General features: G+C 59.3%; 21 protein-coding genes and 1 tRNA gene. 13 read left to right on the top strand and 9 right to left on the bottom strand.

Annotated elements, in window-relative coordinates; translation table 11 throughout:
- Window positions 1-20: 20 nt before the first annotated feature.
- Window positions 21-506: a MarR family winged helix-turn-helix transcriptional regulator gene (locus tag ACLI1Q_RS00085; protein WP_005276035.1), complete on the top strand. Its 486-nt coding sequence runs from the start codon at window positions 21-23 to the stop codon at window positions 504-506.
- Here the strand turns inward: ACLI1Q_RS00085 and ACLI1Q_RS00090 are convergent.
- Both ACLI1Q_RS00090 and ACLI1Q_RS00095 read right to left on the bottom strand, forming a co-directional pair.
- Entirely contained in the window at window positions 503-1054 is a 552-nt protein-coding gene (locus ACLI1Q_RS00090; RefSeq protein ID WP_239269552.1) for a DNA-3-methyladenine glycosylase, read from the bottom strand. The two genes, ACLI1Q_RS00085 and ACLI1Q_RS00090, sit on opposite strands and share 4 nt — an antisense overlap.
- Window positions 1054-1956: a polysaccharide deacetylase family protein gene (locus ACLI1Q_RS00095; protein ID WP_239269551.1), complete on the bottom strand. Its 903-nt coding sequence runs from the start codon at window positions 1954-1956 to the stop codon at window positions 1054-1056. The genes ACLI1Q_RS00090 and ACLI1Q_RS00095 overlap by 1 nt, the downstream gene beginning before the upstream one ends.
- Before the next feature lie 168 nt (window positions 1957-2124).
- Here ACLI1Q_RS00095 and ACLI1Q_RS00100 point away from each other — a divergent pair.
- Window positions 2125-2197, top strand: a tRNA-Ala gene (locus ACLI1Q_RS00100).
- A 53-nt stretch (window positions 2198-2250) separates the two neighbouring features.
- Here ACLI1Q_RS00100 and ACLI1Q_RS00105 read toward each other — a convergent pair.
- The 4 genes from ACLI1Q_RS00105 to ACLI1Q_RS00120 form a co-directional block, all read right to left on the bottom strand.
- Window positions 2251-2724, bottom strand: coding sequence for a GNAT family N-acetyltransferase (locus ACLI1Q_RS00105; RefSeq protein ID WP_005276043.1), 474 nt, complete (start codon window positions 2722-2724; stop codon window positions 2251-2253).
- Window positions 2725-2759: 35 nt separating this feature from the next.
- Entirely contained in the window at window positions 2760-2963 is a 204-nt protein-coding gene (locus ACLI1Q_RS00110) for a hypothetical protein (RefSeq protein ID WP_005276046.1), read from the bottom strand.
- Window positions 2964-3105: 142 nt separating this feature from the next.
- Window positions 3106-4343 (bottom strand): IS3 family transposase gene (locus ACLI1Q_RS00115; RefSeq protein ID WP_284853453.1). Its coding sequence is split into 2 segments (ribosomal slippage): window positions 3106-4016 and window positions 4016-4343, totalling 1239 coding nucleotides; the frame shifts between segments, so codons are not numbered across the junction.
- An 84-nt stretch (window positions 4344-4427) separates the two neighbouring features.
- The gene (locus ACLI1Q_RS00120; RefSeq protein WP_411697011.1) at window positions 4428-5087 is read right to left on the bottom strand and encodes a hypothetical protein; all 660 of its coding nucleotides are present in this window, start codon (window positions 5085-5087) and stop codon (window positions 4428-4430) included.
- A gap of 286 nt (window positions 5088-5373) precedes the next feature.
- On the opposite strand from ACLI1Q_RS00120, the gene ACLI1Q_RS00125 reads away from it, so the two are divergent.
- The 6 genes from ACLI1Q_RS00125 (at window position 5374) to ACLI1Q_RS00150 (ending at window position 13389) form a co-directional block, all read left to right on the top strand.
- Complete coding sequence (locus tag ACLI1Q_RS00125; RefSeq protein ID WP_239270122.1) at window positions 5374-6306, top strand: methylenetetrahydrofolate reductase; 933 nt, start codon at window positions 5374-5376, stop codon at window positions 6304-6306.
- The gene (gene metE / locus ACLI1Q_RS00130) at window positions 6293-8563 is read left to right on the top strand and encodes a 5-methyltetrahydropteroyltriglutamate--homocysteine S-methyltransferase (protein WP_411697012.1); all 2271 of its coding nucleotides are present in this window, start codon (window positions 6293-6295) and stop codon (window positions 8561-8563) included. Before ACLI1Q_RS00125 ends, metE begins: the two co-directional genes overlap by 14 nt.
- Before the next feature lie 120 nt (window positions 8564-8683).
- The gene (locus tag ACLI1Q_RS00135) at window positions 8684-10321 is read left to right on the top strand and encodes a dihydroxyacetone kinase family protein (protein WP_239270124.1); all 1638 of its coding nucleotides are present in this window, start codon (window positions 8684-8686) and stop codon (window positions 10319-10321) included.
- A gap of 69 nt (window positions 10322-10390) precedes the next feature.
- Complete coding sequence (locus tag ACLI1Q_RS00140; protein WP_005280498.1) at window positions 10391-10921, top strand: peptidylprolyl isomerase; 531 nt, start codon at window positions 10391-10393, stop codon at window positions 10919-10921.
- A gap of 98 nt (window positions 10922-11019) precedes the next feature.
- Entirely contained in the window at window positions 11020-11667 is a 648-nt protein-coding gene (locus tag ACLI1Q_RS00145; protein ID WP_239270125.1) for a rhomboid family intramembrane serine protease, read from the top strand.
- A gap of 306 nt (window positions 11668-11973) precedes the next feature.
- On the top strand, window positions 11974-13389 hold the full coding sequence (locus ACLI1Q_RS00150; protein ID WP_239270126.1) for a phytoene desaturase family protein: 1416 nt from the start codon (window positions 11974-11976) through the stop codon (window positions 13387-13389).
- Here ACLI1Q_RS00150 and ACLI1Q_RS00155 read toward each other — a convergent pair.
- Together ACLI1Q_RS00155 and ACLI1Q_RS00160 are read right to left on the bottom strand one after the other, a co-directional pair.
- Window positions 13379-13981 (bottom strand): hypothetical protein, encoded by a 603-nt coding sequence (locus ACLI1Q_RS00155; RefSeq protein ID WP_239270127.1) that lies wholly within the window; start codon window positions 13979-13981, stop codon window positions 13379-13381. The genes ACLI1Q_RS00150 and ACLI1Q_RS00155 overlap by 11 nt on opposite strands.
- 352 nt (window positions 13982-14333) lie before the next feature.
- Window positions 14334-14642, bottom strand: a complete 309-nt coding sequence (locus ACLI1Q_RS00160; protein WP_239270128.1) for a hypothetical protein — start codon at window positions 14640-14642, stop codon at window positions 14334-14336.
- A 312-nt stretch (window positions 14643-14954) separates the two neighbouring features.
- Between ACLI1Q_RS00160 and ACLI1Q_RS00165 the strand changes: the two genes are divergently transcribed.
- The 5 genes from ACLI1Q_RS00165 to ACLI1Q_RS00185 all read left to right on the top strand — a co-directional run bounded on the left by ACLI1Q_RS00165 (window position 14955) and on the right by ACLI1Q_RS00185 (window position 21622).
- Entirely contained in the window at window positions 14955-16130 is a 1176-nt protein-coding gene (locus tag ACLI1Q_RS00165; RefSeq protein WP_239270129.1) for an N-acetylglucosamine-6-phosphate deacetylase, read from the top strand.
- A gap of 11 nt (window positions 16131-16141) precedes the next feature.
- Complete coding sequence (gene nagB, locus ACLI1Q_RS00170) at window positions 16142-16906, top strand: glucosamine-6-phosphate deaminase (RefSeq protein WP_239270130.1); 765 nt, start codon at window positions 16142-16144, stop codon at window positions 16904-16906.
- Between the two features lie 57 nt (window positions 16907-16963).
- A complete protein-coding gene (gene nagE, locus ACLI1Q_RS00175; RefSeq protein WP_034659479.1) occupies window positions 16964-19051 on the top strand; it encodes an N-acetylglucosamine-specific PTS transporter subunit IIBC in 2088 nt (695 codons plus the stop codon).
- Window positions 19052-19500: 449 nt separating this feature from the next.
- On the top strand, window positions 19501-20835 hold the full coding sequence (locus tag ACLI1Q_RS00180; protein ID WP_298695070.1) for an IS256 family transposase: 1335 nt from the start codon (window positions 19501-19503) through the stop codon (window positions 20833-20835).
- A gap of 103 nt (window positions 20836-20938) precedes the next feature.
- Window positions 20939-21622: a hypothetical protein gene (locus ACLI1Q_RS00185; RefSeq protein ID WP_239270168.1), complete on the top strand. Its 684-nt coding sequence runs from the start codon at window positions 20939-20941 to the stop codon at window positions 21620-21622.
- Window positions 21623-21629: 7 nt separating this feature from the next.
- Here the strand turns inward: ACLI1Q_RS00185 and ACLI1Q_RS00190 are convergent, their stop codons facing one another.
- The gene (locus ACLI1Q_RS00190; protein ID WP_005276393.1) at window positions 21630-22520 is read right to left on the bottom strand and encodes a cation diffusion facilitator family transporter; all 891 of its coding nucleotides are present in this window, start codon (window positions 22518-22520) and stop codon (window positions 21630-21632) included.
- Between the last annotated feature and the right edge of the window lie 179 nt (window positions 22521-22699).

Raw genomic sequence — 22699 nt, forward strand, 5'->3', positions numbered from 1 at the left:
CAGTTGCTAAAATAATCCTCATGACCGAGCGGGACGACTTTTGGCTGGAAGAGGATGAACTAGCAGCATTCATGTCCCTGATGAGCGTGAATGTCCGGCTCACCAATATTCTAGACGCGCAGCTGCGCGATGATGCCAAGCTAAGCTTCTTTGAATATACGGTGCTCTCACGGCTATCAGAGGCCGAGAACCATGAGATGCGCATGCGAGACCTCGCCATCACCGCAAACGGCTCCTTGTCCCGTCTGAGCCAGGTTGTTACCCGTTTGGAGCGCCAGGGCTGGGTCGTGCGGCGTCCTTGTCCCAATGATGGGCGGACGACGATGGCGCACCTTACCGATAGCGGCTGGGACAAGGTAGTAGAAACCGCCCCGGGCCACGCTAAGCAGGCCCGCCGATCCGTTATCGATAACCTGACCCGCGCGCAGATCCATCAAATGACCCAAATTAATGAGCGCATCATCAAAGCCATCGAAGCCGATGAGCGCTACGGCGGGCGCTATTAATTATTTTTGGGATAGCCGCGGCGGCCGGAGACGGTCTTATCAAAGGGAATCCAAAACCGCAGGGCCGCTTCCTGGTTTTTGGAAATACCAATGCGCGGGCCGCGCACCCATTCCGGTGCAGACTCGCGCTCAGAAAGCTGCACTGGTAGGTGGTTATCCTCCAGCGTTGCTCCAAGAGCTTTACCGAGGTTCCCAGGGCCGCGGGCTAGATTATGAAAATCGCTGGTGCCGCGGCGTGCAAAGGCGGTATCGATCCCGGATAGCACCTCACCGCCGCGCAGTAGGCACCCTTGGCCCACGCCTTCGGGCGCGCACACGATATTGACATTGCGGTGGATGCCGTAAGAGGCATACACGTACAGTCGGCCCGGTGGGCCGAACATGGCGGCATTGCGCGGGGTTTTCCCACGAAAGGTATGGGCGGCGGCATCGTCCGTGCCCAAATAGGCCTCGACTTCCGTAAGGCGAATGCTCACCCCGGCGTGCGTAATGACGCAGCCAAGGAGCTGCGGGGCTACGACATCAGCAGTGTGGGAGAAATCAATCATTAACGGGAGTAGTAGCGCTTTCCGTCTACCGGGGTGCGCAGCAACTCATCGAGGCTGACCGGCTCCAAGCCCTTGGCGCGCAGGCCATCGATAATGCACTCGGCCGCATTGACGGTGGTCGGGTGAATATCGTGCATCAAGACGATGGAGCCTGGGTTAGCATCCTGGACGGCGGCATTGCAGACGTGCTGCGAGTCGCGGATCTTCCAGTCCAAGGTATCCACGTTCCATAGGGCCTGCGACAAGCCCTTATCCCTGGCTACCTGGTCAACCGTTTCATTGGTGGCACCGTAGGGCGGGCGCAGCCACTTTGGATTCTGCCCGGTGGCATTGCGGATCGCCGCATTGCCGGCGTCGATTTCTTGGGCAATATCGCCGTAAGCTAACTGGTTGAGCTGGCGATGGGTCTTGGTGTGATTGCCAATGGTATGACCTTCTGCCTGCATGCGCTGGAGCGCTTGGGGGTACTGGTAGGCGTGATCCGCTAGCACCATGAAGCTGGCGTGGGCGTTTTTCGCCTTAAAGGTATCCAAGAGCTGGTTGGTATAAGGGCTTGGGCCATCGTCAAAGGTCAGGGCCACGCAATTCGGGCAATCGACGCCGTTAGCCTGTGGCTGCGGGGCTGGTTGCGGTGCGGCCCCAGCCTGGGGATCCGGTGCGGGTGCAGCCTCATTCTGCGGCTCGTCTTGTGGTGCTACCGAGGAAACAAGATCTTGTGCCTGCGCGCGGGTGCTGTCGATGCGGCTTTGAATATCGGTCTGAATCTCAGAAACCGCGGACTGGATATTTGGTTCTGAGGACCCGGCTACTTTTGGGGTGCCTTCGAGGAATTGCGCATTGGCGCAGGCGGGAAGGGCAGCGGTGGCAAGCACGGTGAGCGCGGAGGTAAGAAGACGACGCATACTTTTCCTAGGAACGAGGACAGATGGGCACGATTAGCCAGCCTACTCCACTGCGAAGGGAATTATGGATTAAACGCGTGTGATAAATGTGATAGAAGTACATCACTGTGCCGCGGTGTCTTCGGCATTTTTGGAATGAGCGGCTGCAGTAGTAGAGTACAAGCCACTGGGGCATTAGCTCAATTGGTAGAGCATCTGCTTTGCAAGCAGAAGGTCAGGAGTTCGATTCTCCTATGCTCCACAGGAAAAGTCCGGATTCTGGTTAAAGAATCCGGACTTTAGTCATGCATAGGGCTATAAAAAGCGCTTGACCATGATGTAATGCTCGGCGTACACACCTACATGCTCGAATCCCAAGCGTTCATAAAGTCCCTGCGCACGCGGATTATCGGGGTGGACGGCTAAGGAAATGCCGGGCGCTTTGAGGGTCTGGGCGAGGGAAATGGCGGCATCGATAAGCGCGGTGGCAATGCCCTGGCCCGCAAAGCGGCTTTCTACCGCGATGGCAAATTCTGGGATGGCCGGTTCCACGAACCCGTAACCGTGATTGTCCTCGGTGCCCCAATTGAGCCACACACCGCCGGCGGGCACGAGGTCCTCCCAAGCGATGAAACCTCCCTGGTTGGGCTCCCAATTTTCCACGTAGAAGGAAAAATCGTCGGCAAAACCGGAAGAAAGCTCGCCTCGTTCATCGCCGAAGGTATCGGTCAGGAAGTTGAGGCGAGCTATATAAGTGCGATCAGATTCTTGTGTCGCGCGAATTTCCATAATCCCCAGGATATATGAAGAATCCGCCGGGCTAGTTAAGCCAAGTGGTAGTTATGCACGTCCGCGCCGTTGAATTCGCGCATTTCACCGGATTCGTCAACGGAGCGGAAGGTAGCGCCGTTATCGATGGCAAAGCGGAGGTTATCCACGCGCGGGGAGGGATCATCGGTTACTGGGCCTGCGGGGAAATAGTACGTTGAACCGTCTTTGAGCTTGACGGTGAGAGACTCAAAGCTCATTGTTTATCTCCTTGTAGAAAGCCTTAATGGGTGAATTCAAGCAGGAGATTTTTGATTAGGCAAAGCAATGAGATCTAGGCAACGCCTACTGCACCCCCACCGCGGGGGGCCCGAACCCCGGAAAGTGGACACGGGGATTTAATCAAGATGCGATAGTAAGTGTAGCTGATCCGGCGGCTTCGAAGGCGTTCGGCGAGCGATAGCCGCACCACGAGTGCAAGCGCTTGGTGTTGTAGTGCGTGCACCACCGGAACACGTCCCGACGACATACGAGCTGACTTGGGAAAACGGACTCGTCCTGGAGGACTTCCCGTTTCAGCGTGGCGTTGAACGACTCCGCCAACGAGTTGTCCGCGCTCGTCCCGATTGCTCCCATCGACTGGGTGACACCGAATCGTTCACACAGCTTCCGGTATTGCCCAGAGGTATAGACGCTGCCATGATCGGAGTGAAAAATCGCCCCGTCAAGGTTGCCTCGGACCCCGTGGGCCATCGTGAGAGCTTCTTCGACCAACTCCGTGCGCATGTGGTCGGCGATCGCGAAACCGGTCAACTGCCGCGAATAGCAGTCGATGACGGTGGCCAGGTACATATTCGACCCGTCCGCGATCGGCAGGTACGTGATATCGCCGACGTAGATGGTGTTCGGTTTCTCCGCGGTGAACCGGCGTTTCAGCAGGTCGGGCAACTTCGGAGCCCGTTTCGCAGACACGGTGGTCTTCACCCGGCGTTTTTTGGTGTAGCCGAACAGGCCCATCTGGCGCATCAACCTGGCGGTGCGCTTGTGATTGAAAAGGTCGTCGTTGGCTGGATCGGAATTGATGGCCGCCGTCACGCGTTTCGCCCCGTAACAACCGTTCTCGGCCGTGAACACGGCCTTGATCCTCGCTCCCAGCACCGCGTCGTCAAGGACGCGTCGCCGGCGGGCAGGAGCAGCTGATTTCCATTTGTAATACGAGGACCGGTTGATCTTCAAAACCTCACATAACCGCTTGACCTCGTAGAGGCCTCGGTTGTCATCAACGAACCGGAAGCGGTTCACCAGTTCGTCTCTTCCGCGAAATATTTGGCCGCCTTGCGGAGAATCTCTCGTTCCTCCCGGAGCTTGGCGTTTTCGCGTTCCAGCACGCGGATGCGTTCGGCGTCGGAGAGTCCTTCAGCAGGCGTGCGTGCGCTGTTGGCTGCGGCAATGGGGCTGGCGACTTTTTCACCGTTGGCGTTGGTTTTGGTGCCGGTGCCGAAGGCGTCGAGCCAGGTGCGCAGGGAGTTGCGGTTGACCCCGAGATCGGAGGCGATCGCGTTGAGCGTTGCTCCGGGGGTCGACTCGTACAACGAGACTGCGTCGCGCTTGAACTGCTCGGTGTAGGTCTTGCGTGGCATGGTGGAAAGGTACCTCACTTCCCCAGCGAGATGCTGGTTTCAAGGTGTCCACCATCTGGGGGTCAGGTCCGGGTGCGAAAGGAACTACTGCTCGTCAGATTGCAGGCGGTGCTTGCCCTCACTCTGGTGATCATCGGTGATGCGGGTGGTATCCGCTTCCTCCGCGGCGGCCTCTTCTTCCTCGCGGTGCTTGGCCAGCTGCTCATCGATGGAACCCAAGAGTTCCTCATCGCGCACAGCGCCCTCTTCGGCGAGGTCCGAATCGGCTTCGTGCTTAGCTTCGCTGGTGGAGGTGTAGACCAAGGTGGATTCTGGGGCGGTGTTTTGGGTGCCACCGCGGTAGTCATCCACGCGCGGTGGGGTCTGGGAAGGCTTGTCATTGGAGCGCAGCCAGTAGTAAATCGCACCGGTTGCCGCGGCGAGCAGGGCAACGATTCCGGCAACGGTCCAGAACCTGGAAGACTTCTTGTCCTTCTTGGCCTCATCGAAACGCTCGACGGCATCCTCGCGGTAGTTATTGAATTCCTCTAGGGCGCGCTCGAGGCGGGAATGCGCGGCCTGGGTAACTGCGCCTGCCTGCTTGCGGGCCTCATCGAAGGCGCTATTGTCTTCCTTTTGCATCTGCTGGGCAGCCTCTTCGAGCGCGGTATACGTTTCGCGGGACTTTTCTTGCCGGTAATCGCGTAATTGCTTCCACAGATTGGAACCGGTCTTCAACGCCATATTCACTGCGGTGGGGTTCATGAGTGCAGGTGCTCCTTAGATGAGATTTATCTGTCCTTTCCCATCCAGCATAGTGGCCAGCTTGACACCCCACCACTGTTTTGGCGGGTGATTCAGGGAGTGGAATCACCCATAAAATAGACCGCTTGGTTCAGATTGGTGGATTAATATTCACGCCGATTTTGGCTAACCGCGCTGTTTATGGGCCTGCAAAGGTAATACCATTAGCGGCGCGCTACCCCGCAAACTGAACAGCTTGGTACGTTTTCCTCCAGACAGCAATTGAGATCGGGAAAAGGAGGTGACTATGAGCCCGCGATTTTCGGCGTCAGCACCATTGGATTCCATGAGTGAAGAAGAGCTAATGGTACCGGAGCGTTTGGCGCTATCTTTCGAGGTAATTCCGCCGCGCCATGACGCCGATGAAGCCAAAATCGACCGTTTGCTGGAAACCTTGGAAAGCTACCACCCGGATTATATTGCGGTGACAAGTTCCAAACGGTCCGGTTGGCTCGAAGGGACGACGGCCTTTATCGAGCGGATTTCGCGCACCACCTCGATGCGTCCGCTTGCGCACCTGGCCTGCACGGCTGGTTCGCGCACGGAACTTATCGGCTGGATTAACCGCTTGGTCGATGCCGGTGTCCGCGGCCTGCTGGCCCTGCGCGGGGACCTGCCAGAGGAAGGCTTGCCGGAGCACTATCCGCAGCATGCCGATGAATTGATAAGCCTCATCCGGCAACTAGAAAGGCAGCAAGCCGCGCGATTCGCCGCTGGCCGCCTGGCCGTCGGAGTCGCGTGCTATCCCAGCGGGCACGTTGAATCTAAAAACGAAGATGAAGATTTTGACGTCTTGCTCAAAAAGCAGCGCCTCGGCGCGGACTTCGCCATTACCCAGCTATTCTTCGACTCCCAGGATTACCTGCGCTTTACCAAAAAGGCCCAACTGGCCGGGGTGCATATTCCCCTTATTCCGGGAATCATGCCCATGACCAGCCTGCGCCGGGTGGAGCGAATGGGAGAGCTGTCCGGGCTCGCCGTGCCCGAAAGGGTGCGGTCGGCGCTCGCGGCAGCGACAACCCCAGAAGAAGAATACGAAACCGGCATGGAACTGACCGCCGAACTAGCCCGCGACATCGTGGCTGGCGGGGCGAGCGGGCTCCATATATATACCCACAACAACCCCGACAATACTCACGACCTACTAACCCGAATCGGAGTAGACAATGACCAACGCTAATTTCCCCAAGGCGACAATTGAGGGCTATCCCCGCATTGGCGCCAACCGCGAGTTGAAGCGCGCGCTCGAGTCCTACTGGGCCGGCCGCATCGATGCGGAGACCTTCGAGTCCGCCGCACACTCGCTGCGCCTCGATACCTACAACCGCCTGCGCGACCTCGGCCTGACCGAGGATTACGCCATCCCGGCGGACGTCGCTTACTACGACCAGGTGCTCGAAACCGCACTGACCGTCGGTGCCGTTGCCGGTGAAACCCTAGATGATGAGTTCACCCTGGCCCGCGGTAATAAGGACACCGCGCCGCTGGAGATGACCAAGTGGTTCGACACCAACTACCACTACATCGTTCCGGAAATTGCCGATGACCACGCCTTTAAGGCGCACCCACAGCGCATTATCAAGCTGGTAGAAGAAGCCCGCGAAGCAGGCCACACCGTGCGCCCGTACCTCGTTGGCCCGGTTACCCTGTTGGCCCTGTCCAAGCAGGCCGAGGGTGCAGCCAAGGCCCCGCTCGAGCGCCTAGATGATGCCGTTGCCGCCTACCAGGAGGTCCTGGCGGAGCTGCACAAGGCTGGCGTGGAGTGGATCCAGTTGGCAGAGCCTGCCCTCGTGGCGGATCTGAACAACGCCAGCGATGAGGACTTGGCTGCATATACCAAGCAGGCATACTCCGCCATCCTGGGTGCAGAAGAGCGCCCAAAGGTCTACCTGACCACTCCGTACGGCTCTGCACGCAAGGGCCTCGATGTCATCGCAGAGCTCAAGCCAGAGGCCGTCCAGGTTGACCTTTCTGTTGGCACCCTGGCCCTGGATGAGGGCTACCTCGAGCGCGTGAAGAACCTGAACACCCACGTTGTTGCCGGCCTTGTCGATGGCCGCAATGTCTGGGCCGCCAACCTGCGCGACCTGCGCTCCAAGTACGAGGACCTGGCCGGCAGCATCGATGAGCTGTCCGTATCCACCTCCGTGTCCTTGCAGCACGTGCCGCACTCCGTCGAGGCAGAATCCAAGCTGCCTGCCGATGTCGCCCCATGGTTCTCCTTCGCCAATGAAAAGGTCAAGGAAGTCGTCGCCCTGGTACAAGGCCCAGAGGCAGCCGAAGAGGCTTACAGCGTCAGCGACCGCGCTGTTCGTACCCGCGCCGAGTCCGAGCGCATCAACAACGCCGCCGTGCAAGAGCGCATCTCCCAGCTGCCGGAAGGCGAGGTCAAGCGCGAGCCGGCCTTCGATGAGCGCAAGGAAGCACAGAAGGAGCTCGGCCTGTCTGAGCTGCCGACTACCACCATCGGTTCCTTCCCGCAGACCAAGGAAATCCGCCAGGCGCGTGCGGCGCACCGCAAGGGCGAGCTTTCTGATGCCGACTACAACTCCGCCCTCAAGGACGAGGTTAAGTCCGTCATCGAGCTGCAGGAGCGCCTCGGCCTGGACGTCTTGGTCCACGGCGAGCCAGAGCGCAATGACATGGTGCAGTACTTCGCGGAGCTGCTCGATGGCTTCGTCACCACCGAAAACGGCTGGGTACAGTCCTACGGTTCCCGCTGTACCCGTCCGCCGATCGTTGTGGGTGACATCTCCCGCCCGGCTGCTATGACCACCGAGTGGTCGAAGTTTGCACAGTCGCTTTCGGAAAAGCACGTCAAGGGCATGCTGACCGGCCCGGTCACCATCCTGGCGTGGTCCTTCGTCCGCGATGACGTGCACCAGTCCGTATCCGCGGACCAGCTGGGCGTGGCCTTGGCAGATGAGGTTCGCGACCTGGAGGAAGCCGGCATCGACATCATCCAGATCGATGAGCCAGCCCTGCGCGAGCTGCTGCCGCTGCGCGAGCAGGACCGCAAGGCCTACCTGGACTGGGCAGTGCGCTCCTTCCGCCTGGTAGCCCTCGAGGCCAAGCCCACCACCCAGATCCACACCCACCTGTGCTACTCGGAGTTCGGCCAGATCATCGACGCCGTCGCCGGCCTGGACGCAGACGTCACCTCCATTGAGGCTGCACGTTCCCGCATGGAGCTGCTGGAGGATATCGATGAGACCTTCCACTCTGAGATTGGACCTGGCATCTACGATATCCACTCCCCGCGCGTGCCTTCCGTGGAGGAAATGGCAGAGCTTATCCGCGCCGCACTCAAGAACGTGCCGCTGGACCGCCTGTGGGTTAACCCGGACTGCGGCCTGAAGACCCGCGGTTACGAGGAGACCGAAACCTCCCTGCGCAACATGGTGGAAGCTCGCGATGTGGTGCGCAACGCCCTCTAAATAGAATCTGCGAAATTCTAGGTTCTTAAAGGAAACGCTATGCAGCCGGTCTGCATAGCGTTTTCGTGATCTTGTACCCACCCGCGACGCTATGGCCGGATCCGGATTACCGTGGGCGCTATGAAGCACTCAGCATTTCGCAATAGCCAAGAATCCTTCCTGTCTGATTCCCTGGCCGGGTTCATCGCCCAGCATCCCGATGCCACCTGGCACGATGCGGGCTTCATCGGGCGCAGCACCCCGCTGCGTACGGCAGATGATAAACCGGCGGTCGCGGTCATCTCCGGTGGCGGATCCGGCCACGAGCCCATGCACGCCGGCTTCATTGGGCAAGGCATGCTCGCCGCAGCCTGCCCGGGCCTGCTTTTTACCTCCCCGAATGCGGTCCAGGTCAGCGAAGCCACGCAGTGGGCCGACCAGGGCAGGGGAGTGCTGCACATTGTGAAGAACTACACCGGCGATGTCATGAACTTCACCGTGGCGCGCAACGCAGCAGAGGCCGTGGATACGCGTTCCGTCTTGGTTGCCGATGATATTGCTACCGAAGGCACCGGCGAGGGCCCCGGCCGGCGCGGTACCGGTGCCACGATCCTGGTGGAAAAGGTGGCCGGTGCCGCGGCGTATCGCGGCGATGACCTGGATAAGGTCACCGAGCTTGCGGAACGTACCTCCGATCAATCCCGCAGCATGTCCGTGGCACTGGGATCCGGCTTTTTGCCCACCACGGGGCGCGAGACCTTTGATTTGGACGACGGGCACATGGAAGTCGGCGTGGGCATCCACGGCGAGCCCGGCACGCACACGGAAAAGGTCGATAATGCCCATGCCATCGTCGCCACCGTGCTGGAAAAGCTGAGTGCTGCCCTCGACATCAGCAGCGGCGACGAGGTGGTGTGCCTGGTCAACGGTTTGGGCGGCACCACGCCTTTGGAACTGAGCCTGGTATTCGGCGAGGCGTCTGCACAGCTGGCGGAGAAAGGAATTACGGTAGTGCGCTCCATGGTGGGCAACTTCGTTACCGCGGTCAATATGCACGGCGTATCCATCACGTTGCTCAAGGCCGACGATGAGCTGCTTGAGCTTATCGATGCCCCAACCCAAGCCCCCGCCTGGCCCCATACCTTGGGCGGTGCCAAGCAGGTGGAATCGGCGCGGATTACCTTCGAGGATGAACTGCCTACCGAGGGCGAAGAGAACCAGTGGTTGAGTGACTTCGTTGACCGCGTGCAATCTTCTATCGAGGAGCTGACCGAGCTTGACCGCAAGGCCGGCGATGGGGACTTCGGTACCAATATGGAGGCGGCGCTTGAAAGCATTAAACTGCCGCTGCGCGGCGCGGATGATGAGATTTTCACCGGCCTGGCCAAGCGCTTCCTCGTCCTGGCGGGCGGAACCTCGGGCGCGGTCTTCGGCAGCTTCTTCAACGACATGGCCCGCGCGGAGACTTTAGCAGAAGGTTTGAGCAGCGCGGCGGAGTTTATTCAAGAACTGGGCGGCGCGCAGCGCGGTGATTGCACCATGCTCGATGCGCTCATTCCGGCCGCGGAGAAGGCGCAAGAAATCGGCGCAGAACGCCCAGACGAGCAAACGCTCCAGGCCCTGTACGAGGCCGCGCGCGAGGGCGTGGAAGAAACCGGAAAGATTGCCGCCAAGAAGGGGCGCGCGTCCTATCTGGGCGATCGCAGCAAGGGAGTCATCGATCCCGGTGCCCTCGTGGTTAGCTGGCTATTTGGGGGACAAGCCCTGTCGGCCGACTAGGGGAAAACGGTGGCGCGATCGCTGAGAGCGTTATGTCTTGCACAGCGGAGAGGAAGTAAATTCTTTACAATGGCTGGCATGACTCAGAAGACCGCAACTGCAACGATGCATACCAACTACGGCGATATTGTTATCGATCTCTTCGGTAACCACGCACCGGTAACCGTTGAAAACTTCATCGGTTTGGCCAAGGGCGAAAAGGACTACTCCACCCAGAACGCAAAGGGCGAGCAGTCCGGCCCGTTCTACGATGGCGCCATCTTCCACCGCATCATCGATAACTTCATGATTCAGGGCGGCGACCCCACCGGCACCGGCCGCGGTGGCCCGGGCTACCAGTTCCAGGACGAGTTCCACCCAGAGCTGCAGTTCGACCGCCCATTCCTGCTGGCCATGGCGAATGCCGGCCCAGGCACCAACGGCTCCCAGTTCTTCATCACCGTGGCGCCGACCCCGCACCTGAACAACCACCACACCATCTTCGGTGAGGTTACGGACCCGGCTTCGCAGGAAGTCGTTTCCAAGATTGGCAAGGTCGACACCGACCGCATGGACCGTCCGCACGAGGACGTTGTCATCGAGTCCATCGATATCGCCTAAGCGTTTTCCTCGCTCCGCGCCCGGCACCACACACCTTGCTGTGGTGCCGGGTTCGTTTAGTTTTATCCGAATGCCAACAAAGGGTCAGCTTCTACGCCATGGTGAAAAATTATTTGCGAACCGCCCCCGTTACCTCGGCCATCGCCGCGATCTGCATCATCGCGTGGTCAATTACCGCGGTACAAGCTCGAACTTTGGGCGAGACCTTCTTTCTCTCCACGCTGAGCCAAGACTGGGCCCTGTGGGGACCGCAGTACGCCGATGCGCCACTTACGGTGCTGTCTTCGGAATTCATGCACTTGGACGGCGGGCACCTCGCGGTCAATATGGTGATGCTCCTGCTCATTGGTAGGGAAGTAGAGCGCGCCCTCGATACCGGGTTATACATTGCCGCGTATCTGGTTTCTTGTCTGGGCGCTTCCGCCATGGTGCTGTGGTTCGATTTTGGCACGCCCACGGTAGGTGCCTCCGGGGCGATCTTTGCGCTGATGGGCATGCTGGTGGGCGTCTTCCGGCAACGCGGGATGGATCTGCGCGCGCCCATCGTCCTCGTATTGGTCAATGTGGGCTATACCTTCGTCGCAGAGGGGGTCTCCCTGTGGGGGCATCTTGGTGGCTTGTGCACCGGCATCATCTTGAGCTTGTTCCTCTTCCATCGAAACAATTCTGTGCGCTGGGCGGGTGTCGCTCTCACCGCTGCGGTCATCATTGTGTTATTAGCCCTGCGAGCTGGGGTTTGGGGATAACTGTGGAATTTGATCACCGGAATGGGTGTGCGAAAGAAATCCACAATAGTTATCCACATTGTGGATAACCACATTCTTGTAATTTACCGAACGCTTTTCCGGAGTTTTCCCTGATCACACAGGTTATAGCGGTATCGACGGCCGCAAAATCACCTGTGGAAGCCCGTGAAAACACTTATCCACAGGGTGGGGATAAGTCTGTGAAATTAATATTCCACAGGTTTCTTCCACAGCCTGTGGATAACTTTGTACCCATCGTGTGGGCGAATAGGTAGATTGGGGCCACTGACCTGCACAAGGAGGATTGTGGATAAACAACCGCACGCTGTGATCGTCGGCGCAGGGCCCAATGGGCTTACCGCTGCGGCCCGCCTCGCCACGGCCGGCTGGCGTGTGGATGTGTATGAGCGCGCCAGCAAGCCCGGTGGGGCGGCGGCATCGTCGACGGAGATCTTCCCGGGCACCATCGTCGATCTCGGCGCGGCCGGCCACCCCTTCGGCATCGCGAGCCCGGCCTTCCGCGCGCTGGATCTGGAATCGCACGGCCTGCGCTGGCGCCATGCGCGCTATCCCATGGCCCATCCACTAGAGGGCGCGCCGGCGGGCATTCTTCACACCTCCCTCGAGGAGACCGCCGCGGGGCTCGGCACCGATGCCCGGGCGTGGACCCGCCTGCACGGCCACGTGGTGCGCAATATCGACGCACACGTGAACAACGCGCTCACCCCGCTGGTGCGCTGGCCCGAGCACGCGGTCCGCTTGGTGCAATTTGGCGCGCCGGGCGTGCTCCCGGCGAGCGCGCTCGCGCGGGCGGCATTTACTTCCCCGCAGGCGCGTGCCTTATTCGCCGGTAGCGCGGTGCACGCCATTACCTCGCCTACCAGGGCTTTTACCTCCGCATTCGGCCTGCTCTTTGGCGCGCTCGGCATGACCCGCGGCTGGCCAGTGGTGGAAGGTGGTACGCAGGCGCTTGCCGATGCCCTCGTCTCCCTCCTCCGCTCTCACAAAGCCCGCATCCACACCGGCGCCGACATCACCGATGTGCGTAGCCTGCCCCGCGCCGATGCCCTGATCCTCAACCTCACCCCGCGCCAGATCCTTAGGCTGGGCGGGCTCGATCTTCCTGCCCGGACCCAGCGATCCCTGCGGCGGTGGCGCTATGGCAGCGCGGTGTACAAGGTCGACTTTCACTTAAGCGAACCCGTGCCGTGGGCCGATCCCCGCGTGGGCCAAGCGGGCACCGTCCACGTGGGCGGCAGCGTGGAGGAGATTGGTGGGGCAGAAAGGGATATCGGCAAGCGCCGCATGCCCGAAAATCCCCTGGTCATGGTGTGCCAACAGTACGTGGCCGACCCCTCGCGCGGGCTGGTGCTGTGGACCTATGCGCACGTGCCGCATGGCTATGAGGAGCGTTATCCGGGGGAGGTGACCGGCCTCATTGCGCGGCAGATCGAGCGTTTCGCACCCGGTTTTCGCGATACCATCCTGGCCACCCGCGCGACGAGCCCAGCTGACCTGGAGCGCTGGAATCCCAACCTGTTGGGTGGCGATATTGCCGGTGGCGCCATGACCGGGCTGCAGACCGTGCTGCGCCCGCGCCTCTCCGCGCACCCGCACCGGCTCGCGCCGGGAATATTCATGGCATCGAGTTCCACTGCGCCCGGGGCCGGGGTCCATGGCATGCCCGGATGGTGGGCCGCTGGGGATGTGGCTACCCCTTAATAGGAGCCCGGCGTTCGCAGTAGAGGAAAACCGCACCGATCATCCACAGCGTTACCGCGGCAAGATATCCGGGGGTGGTCGTGGTCTGCGGTTCGATACTATTGCCTGGGATAAGCCCAGTAATCAGTGGCTCCAGCACGAAGCCGAGCACGGCAACGTAATCTAGCCAGCCGAACCTGTGGGACAAAGCCCCCGCCACGCCGAAAAGTGGCCCGGCGATAAGGGCGAAGAGGAACCACGTGGCATTAGAGGAAAAAGCCGTCTGCCAGTCGTAGATACCAAAGGTGAAAAGCAGCGCGTAGTGCACTGCCAACATGAACAAGAGTATGCCGGCTCCTGCGAAAAAGGCCGATCTCCACCGGTGGGCGCACGCCTTGCCCATGAGGTAGGCAAATAATGCCCACACCATGCCAGAGCCCAGCACTGGGCCAAGGTAATTGCGTAAGGAAAGGCGCGCGGGTGCGGTGCCTTCGATCAGGGCCGGATCAGAAAACGCGATATGGACGACGGCATAGGCCACCGAGACGGCTAAGCCGGCCAAGAGAACGTACTGGGACCGGTGCCGCGGCGGTGCGGGTGAACGACTGGTCATGGTGTGCTCCTTGAGATGAGGATCCCGCCATGTCCGAGGCGAGTACTTGTGAAGGACATGAAACGGTTATAATTTCAATAATAATAATTGCATGCGCGATATCGCGGAAGAGCACTCTTAGTGGTCATTTAGACAGTAGATCGCACCCAATTTATCCCTGCGCTTTTGCAGGGTAGCTGCTTGATGACAAGACCGGAGGGCCCAGTTGAGCAGACTGATTATCAAGGCAATGAGCATGGATATGTCTCAAAATGCACATATAGGGCTAGTCATGAAGCAACAACCACAGTGCTAAGGGCTACGTAACTTAAAGGAGATACGTGGTCAGTTTTCATCTCTATTCTTCCGTAGGTCATTCATTGGTCGGGCGCATAAAGATATCCATCATCGAGAGGGTGGGATCTGACGAGGCAAAGATCCGGTCTGTTATATCACGCGGCGACCAGCTATCAGGGAAATCCTTGAACTCATTTGTGACAGTTCCGAGGGCCAAATCGGGACTATTTTTAACAGCAGTGAGGATGGTGAAAACCTCGTCAGGGGTGGCGTGGGAAGAGTTTATGTCATTAGCGCCGGTGGCATCAGCAATGCTGGCCCAATCATTTACTTCCGCAATATCGCTTAAAATATTAGAAACAATAGTTTCTGGTTTTAAATCCATATTTACGTTCTCCTGACGTGACGCGGTGGTTGGCGTAGGTAGCGCGCTTGCTAGAGAGAAGCCGAGGGTAGAGGTGGCATCGGCAAGCGATACTTCCTAAAGATCAATGTAGTCCAGTGGCTGGTGCGGGTCTATGCCTAAACGAAGTTGAGCATCACAGTCGATAGTCCTCGAAAATCTCACATAAAAAAGTGAAAGTGACATCATTGACACTGGGGTATGGTACCAATAGGTTATAACATAGTGCTGCGCTGGGATATCGGCGCGTTTATGGGATGGTGCCTGCCCACACAACAGAAAAGTGAACGAAATATGCAGACACAGACGAAGGGCCGCGTAGAAGGCCTGTACATCGACGAGAACGTCGAGCTGCGCGCTGGTGCGCTGAACTTTGGCGGGCGCATTGAAGACATCTCGCTTGGCGATGTCCCCGCAGCGCACGCGGACTGGCAAGCCGGTGACCCAAACGTTTTGCTGTGGGTTCCAGGTTTTGTGGACCTGCACAATCACGGCGGCAATGGTGGAAGCTTTCCCAATGGTGATTATGACCAGTGCCGCGCCGCCGCGCGCTTTCATCGCGCCCACGGCACCACCACGCTGATAGCCAGCATGGTTTCTGGGACGCAAGCGGAGCTGTGCGCGCGGGCGGAGTTGCTTGCCACGCTGGCAGATGAGGGGGATATCGCCGGCATCCATATGGAAGGCCCGTTTATCGCCGCGGCCAAATGTGGCGCGCAGGATCCATCGCGCATCGTGCCGGGAGACCCAGACTTTTTCCGCGCGGTGATCGACGCCGCCCGCGGCCACCTGCGGTCCATTACTTTCGCCCCAGAAACCCAGGCCGCTGCAGAGATCCTTGAGGTTTGTGCAGAACACGATATTATCGCCAGCTTGGGCCATACCGAAGCCGATTATGAGACCACGCTGCGGATCATGGAGCAGGCGAAAGACTTGGGCGTCACCGTGACCGGCACCCACCTTTTTAACGCCATGCCGCCCATCCACCACCGTGCACCCGGCACGGTGGCCGCGCTACTCACCGGCTCGAAAGCGGGCGATGCGGGGGTAGAGCTTATTGCCGATGGCGTGCATCTTGCCGATGGCACCGTGGATATGGCCTATAACCGCCGCTCCTTTGCGGTCACCGATGCGATGGCCGCTGCCGGCATGGCCGATGGCTCCTATGAGCTGGGCTCCCTGCCCGTTACCGTGACCGATGGCGTGGCGCGGGTGGACAGCGGCGCCATCGCCGGTGGAACCTCCACCTTGGCGCAGCAATTTGCGCGTTTTGCCGCGCGCCACGGCGCAGAGGAAGCGGTTCGGTTTACTTCCACCACGGCTGCGGACGTGTTGGGGGATAAGGACGTGGGCCGTTTGGCTCCCGGTAAGCGCGCCAACCTCGTGGGCCTGAATGCTCGATTCGAACCTGTGCGAGTCATCGCTGATGGTATCGACATCGCCGCCGCGACAGATACTGATTTACGTTAGGAAAGCACTGCATGGATATCCTCATTCGTTCCACACCAGCAGAGGTGGCTATTGCCGCCGCCGATATCTTCGTCCGCTATGCCAACGCCGGGGCCACCTTGGGGCTGGCCACGGGTTCTACTCCGGTAGCGATGTATCAAGAACTCACCGCCCGCTACGAGCGCCAGGAGGTGAGTTTCGCTCGCAGCCGCGCCTTCCTCCTCGATGAATACGTGGGGCTGGCTCGCTCCCATGAGCAGTCGTATTACTCCACCATCCGCCGCGTATTTACCAGCCACGTCGACTTCATCGATGAGTTAGTGCAGAGCCCCGAGGGCGATGCCGCGGACTCGGACCGCGCCGCAGCCGCCTATGACCAGGCCATTCGCCATGCTGGCGGCATCGATATCCAGCTGCTTGGCATCGGTGGCAATGGGCACATCGGCTTTAATGAGCCCTCCAGCTCCTTGCAATCGCGCACGCGCCTGGAAACGCTGCACCCGCGGACGGTGCAGGATAATGCCCGCTTCTTCGAGAACACGGACAGTGTTCCTCGCTATGCGCTAACCCAGGGGCTCGGCACCATCAGCGAAGCCCGCCACCTATTGCTGCTGGCCACTGGGACTGAAAAATCCAGCGCGGTCCGCGACATGGTGGAGGGCCCGCTGTCCGCGCACTGCCCGGCCTCGGTCCTCCAGCTACACCAGCGGGCCACGGTGATTCTCGATGAAGACGCGGCTTCCCAGCTGGAAGATCACGAGTACTACCGCTTTGTGGATGAGCACCGCCCGCACTAAAGCCCTCTTTTACCTCTTTACACCTTTGAAAGGACTCCTCCCGTGAAACTCAATATTATGGGGCCGCTGCAGCGGCTCGGAAAGGCGCTGATGGGCGCCGTGGCAGTACTGCCTGTCGCGGCGATCCTCGGCGGCGTTGGCTACTGGATAGCCAGCGTTGCCGGCCAGGATAACGTGGTCGCGCAGCTGCTCGTCAGCTCCGGTGGTGCCGTGCTGGATAACCTGGGCTGGATCTTCGCCGTAGCCATCGCCTTTGGCCTGGCCAAAGACTCCAATGGTGCCTCCGCACTGTCCGGTTTCCTGGCGTATGCCACCTTCATGAAGCTCTTGGGCCCCGACGCGGTGGCCGGCTATCGCGGCATCGAAGATCCCGAGGCTCTTACGGGCGACGAAGCCGTCGAATGGGCGGCTGAAGGTTGGAATGCAGTCGGTGACGGCAACGTTCTTTTCGGCATCCTTGCAGGCATCATGGCGGCGATGATCTATAACCGCTTCCATGGCACTAAGCTGCCGGACTTCCTGGCCTTCTTCTCTGGCCGCCGCCTCGTCCCCATCCTCACTGCGCTTTTCGCCATCGTGGTTTCCGCCATCCTCTACTTCGTATGGCCCTTCATTTACCACGCGCTCTTCAACTTCGGTACCTCCATCCAGGGCCTCGGTGCTGCGGGTGCGGGCATCTACGGCGTGGCCAACCGCCTGCTCATTCCGACGGGTCTGCACCACGCACTGAACTCCGTGTTCTGGTTCGACGTTATTGGTATTAACGACATCGGTAACTTCCAATCCGGCCAATCCACTATCGACGCGGCCGCCGCGGCTACCTCCGCCGCAGAGTGCCCTGGTATTTGGGAAAACGGACAATGCACCGTGGACGGAGTTGTTGGGCGCTACCAGGCCGGATTCTTCCCAATCATGATGTTCGGCCTGCCAGGTGCCGCCCTGGCCATGTACCTGCGCGCGGACAAGGGCCGCCGCAAGGTCATCGGCTCCCTCATGGCCGCAGGCGCCCTAGCTTCCTTCTTCACCGGCGTGACTGAGCCACTGGAGTTCTCCTTTATGTTCGTCGCCCCGCTGCTTTATGTGGTGCACGCGCTGCTGACCGGCCTCTCCGTCTTTATCGCCGCCACGATGGAATGGACCGCGGGCTTCGGCTTCTCCGCAGGTTTCGTGGACATGCTGTTGTCCTCGCAAAACCCGCTAGCGAATAAGTGGTACATGCTCCTAATTATGGGCGTTATTTTCTTCGCCCTGTATTTCGTTATATTCTACTACCTCATCGGCTGGTTTAACCTGAAGACCCCGGGCCGCGGCGATGACGAGGACGCCCCTGAAGACGACGATGCCGCCGCAGGCGATGATAAGACCGCCGCTTCCGCCTCCCGCATCATCGAGGGTCTCGGCGGCAAGGACAATATCGATTCCTTGGACTACTGCACCACCCGCCTGCGCGTGGGTGTGAAGGATCGCGCGCTTGTCGATGACCCCACTATCAAGCGCGCCGGGATTTCCGGCGTCATCCACCCCTCCGAAAAGAACGTGCAGGTCATCGTGGGCCCCTCCGTGCAGTTCATGTTTGACGAGGTCAACCAACAGCTGCGCACCGGCTCTGCAGCGGTAGCTACGGCGCCGGCGAAGCCTAGCGAAGATTCTCTCCCCGCAGAGAAAATCGGGACCGATGTGGAGCTCCGCGCCCCGTTCGAGGGAACCGTCGTGCCTCTCTCCGAGGTCCCCGATGAGTCCTTTGCTCAGGGCATGGTGGGCGAAGGCTTCGCCGTCATTCCTACCGAGATCGATGCCTTCGATGTCTGTGCCCCAGTAGATGGCACCATCACGATGGTCTTCAAGACCGGCCATGCCTTTGGCATGCGGACTGAAGAAGGTCTTGACCTGCTCATTCACATCGGCATCGATACCGTGGAATTGAAGGGCGAGGGCTTTACTAAGCTCGTGGACAAGGGCGATGTCGTCCGCGCCGGCACCCCCATCATCGCGGTGGAGTCTGAGAAGCTGCGCGAACGCGGCATCAACCTCATTACCCCGGTGGTCTGCCCCACGGCAAAGCAAATCGCTGGAGTAGATATCGAACACGAGGGCCGCGCTGACCAGAGCGTCTCCGTTGCCCGTGTGCGCCCGGCTGGCCACTAGAATTTGCCCTTCCAGCTTTTCTTTGAGACTGGTGGCCAGGTCTAGAAGTTCGTCCGGGTTATCTGCGGGGCGCTGTTGAGATAGATTTCGCTGCGCCTTGCGCACGAACTTTGAGAGTGTGCCGGCGCCGCGCGCTAGTGGGGAAGCGGCAGGAAGTTCCGCCAGTAGTGCCGTAAGTGTTTGGCGGCACTACTGGCGGCGTCTAACGTGTACTTGTAGTCTCCAGTGTCCCCGTGGGCTCCGATGAACAAAGCTCACTGAAATGTCCTAGGAACAAAACCCGGGGCACTTCAAATTTCTGTCGCGCTAACGTGGTCGAGTCCCTGCGGCAGCGGCTTTTCACAACTTCATGGGCGGTTCAGTTGATGCCGGTAAGGAAACCTGAGAGTGTCTAATGGTTTGTGTGTGGGAACCTAACCCGCATAAGGAGATGAACCAGAATGACTACTATGGCGAGACGAGATCCGGCTGATAAGGCCAAGATTGATGCGATTGAAAAGAAGCTGCTTGCTAACCCAGAAATCGCGAAACTGATTGATGAGCTAGGCACGTCGACAACGGATGCCAATGACCTAGTTCGGGGCATGTTGCAAGCCTCAATTACCCGGGGTTTGAATGCTGAAATGGATGCCCACCTAGGCTATGAGCCCGGCGATAGAGCAGCTAAAGCTACTGCTGGAACAGACAATCACCGCAACGGCACCTACCCGAAAACCGTGGATTCTAACTACGGGCCAGTAAACATTGATGTTCCACGAGACAGAAACGGCACGTTTGTTCCTACTATGATGCCCAAAGGCTCCAGGCGGCTGACAGATGTTGACGATATGATTGTCAGCTTATATGCCGGCGGAATGACCATTCGGGATATCCAGCACCATATGGCAACTGCGATGCGGGTTGATATCTCCCATGAGACGATCTCCGCAGTCACCGACGCCGTCCTCGACGAGGTCATGATCTGGCAAAACCGCCAGTTAGACGAGTTCTACCCCGTGATATTCCTGGATGCGTTGCGCATTAAAGTCCGCGACGGCGGCCGGGTAGTTAACAAGTCTGCGTACATGGCAATCGGGGTGGACCTCGACGGGATCAAGCATATTTTGGGATTGTGGATTGCCAAAGAAGAAGGTGCTTCCTTCTGGGCGCAGGTATGCGCCAACCTGGCCAATCGTGGGGTCAAAGACGTCTTTATCGTCTGCTGTGACGGGCTGAAAGGCCTACCAGAGGCAGTGGAGGCAACTTGGCCGAACTCTATGGTGCAAACCTGTATCGTGCACTTAATTCGTGCTGCGAATCGATGGGTGGCCTATGGGGATCGCCGCGCTGTATCAGCCGCGTTGAAAAAGGTCTACACCGCCGCAGACGAGCCCACAGCTAAGGCGGCCTTAGACGAATTCGAGGCCTCCGAGCTGGGTGTGAAGTATCCTCAGTCGGTCAAGGTCTGGCAGGACGCATGGGATAGATTCGTGCCATTTTTGCAGTTCCCACCAGCAGCCAGGAAGGTCATCTATACGACGAACTCCATTGAGTCGTTCAACAACCAGCTGCGTAAAGCTACCCGCAACAGGGTGCAGTTCACCAACGATGAATCAGCGATAAAGACGCTGTGGTTGATGATCTGCAACATCGAAGACAAACGAGCCGCAAAGAGGGCAAAGCAAGGCAAACGAGTCTCAGCGACAGCCGGCAGACTCATGGAAGGAGCCCGAGTTTCCGGCTGGAAACAAGCCATTAACCAAATGGCCGTGGCCTACCCCGACAGCTTCGACAAATACCTATAAACCTAGCCCCACACACAAACAACTTGACACCCTCCGAACAAGCAAGCATTGATAGATGCAGGTCTGCACTACATTTTGTCGGTGAAACCCCACCGTGCCTGAGGTGATTGAAACCTGGCGGCGGGAAATCCCTGGTGAAGCCTACGCCCACGGCCAGATCTGGACACAAGCCTCGGCAAGCGATGCGCGCAAACACACAACCCCGAATACGGTGACCCACTTCCAGTACTCCTATGATCGGGCCAGACGCGGCCTGCGCGGAATCAAAGAGCAAGTCGCAAAAGCCAAACGCGCTGTTGACGGCGCAATCGCCATTAAGCGCAACCGCTATTTCGATCTTTCCACCCCGAACAAGAAGGTCAACTACGCTCTCGCTGCCAAACACCGAGCCCTAGCCGGAATTAAAGGCTATGAAACCGACCTGACCGCTCTTCCCGCCCAGGAGGTTATCGGGCATTACCGCAGGCTATTCCACATTGAAAATGTCGTATCGGATGTCGAAATCAGACCTGAAAGCACGCCCAATCTATGCGAGGAAACAAAACTCGATCACAGCACATCTCAATATTGTGATGGCAGCACTAGCCGTGACCCACCTGATGGAGACCCGCAGTGGTCACTTCATCAAACGCCTCGTGAGAACACTCAAGAAATACCGCAGCTTTCAACTCGTCGTTGGCGGCGAAACCATTCACGCCGCCGTACCATTCCCGCCCGACCTCACTGCCACCATCCAAGTAATCACCGGCCGCGAACTTCCGCACAAAATTGGCCTAAGTCAGGTTAGAAGGGAATCAGCACACCGTCTCGTGGGATTCGTGCTCTGGGTGCTCAATCTGGATGGTGGAGTGCTCGATACCGTGTTCGCGCAGGGCCTGCTGGGCGGCATCCAACAGCGGGCCGGTGCCGACGGTGCCGTCGCGCACGATATGCACGGTCGTGAGCACGTTCACGCCGTCCAGGCTCCACAGGTGCAGGTCGTGGATGTCAGCAACGCCCTCGACCTGCCGCAGCGCGGGCTCGATCGCACTGGCGTCGAAGTCCGCCGGGACTTGCTCGAGCAGCACGCTCGTCGAAAGCCGCATGAGCTGCCAGGCGCGCGGCAGCACCATCGCCGCGATCGCTAGGGAGGCGATCACGTCCGCCGCCACAAACCCCGTGGTCAGTACCACGATGCCGGCCACGATTACTGCGACAGAGCCGAGCATATCCACTAACACGTGCAAGAACGCGCCCTCCACGTTGATCGAGGATTTGCGGTGCCGGTGCAGAACCCACGCCGATAGCGCATTCGCCACCAGGCCGATCACCGCGATGATCAGCATCGTTTTTCCCTGCACTTCGGCCGGGCTCTGCAGGCGGCGCACCGCCTCGACGACAATCCACACCGAGATCGCCAGCACCATCACTGCGTTCGCCAGTGCAGCAAGCACCTCCACTCGTCGGTAGCCGTACGTGGCCTGAGCCGATGCTTGTCGGCGCCCAACCAACACCGCTAACACCGCGATGATCAACCCCGCAGCGTCGGAAAGCATGTGCATCGCATCCGCCATCAGCGCCATCGAACCCGCCAACCAGCCGCCGATCAGCTCCGCGAAGAAGACGGTGCCGGTAATGCCTAGCGCAATCAAGAGTGCGCGCAGCGGCGTGCTGGAGTGATCGTGGTCGTGGTGCTCGTGTGCCATGCACTCAGCCTATCCCCGTCGACGCTTATTGACAATTAAATGCAAATGGATGGCGGTAAGCGCAGCCACTGAGGCCAAGTCGGCCTGCTTTAGGTCATTGTGCAGTTGTCCTTTGAATGTGTAGAGAAGCTGAAACATGAACAACCAAAAAGGTGAGGTTACCCTCGTTTAGTGGACAC

It is taken from the genome of Corynebacterium limaceinasi, assembly GCF_046717465.1.
Taxonomy (GTDB): domain Bacteria; phylum Actinomycetota; class Actinomycetes; order Mycobacteriales; family Mycobacteriaceae; genus Corynebacterium.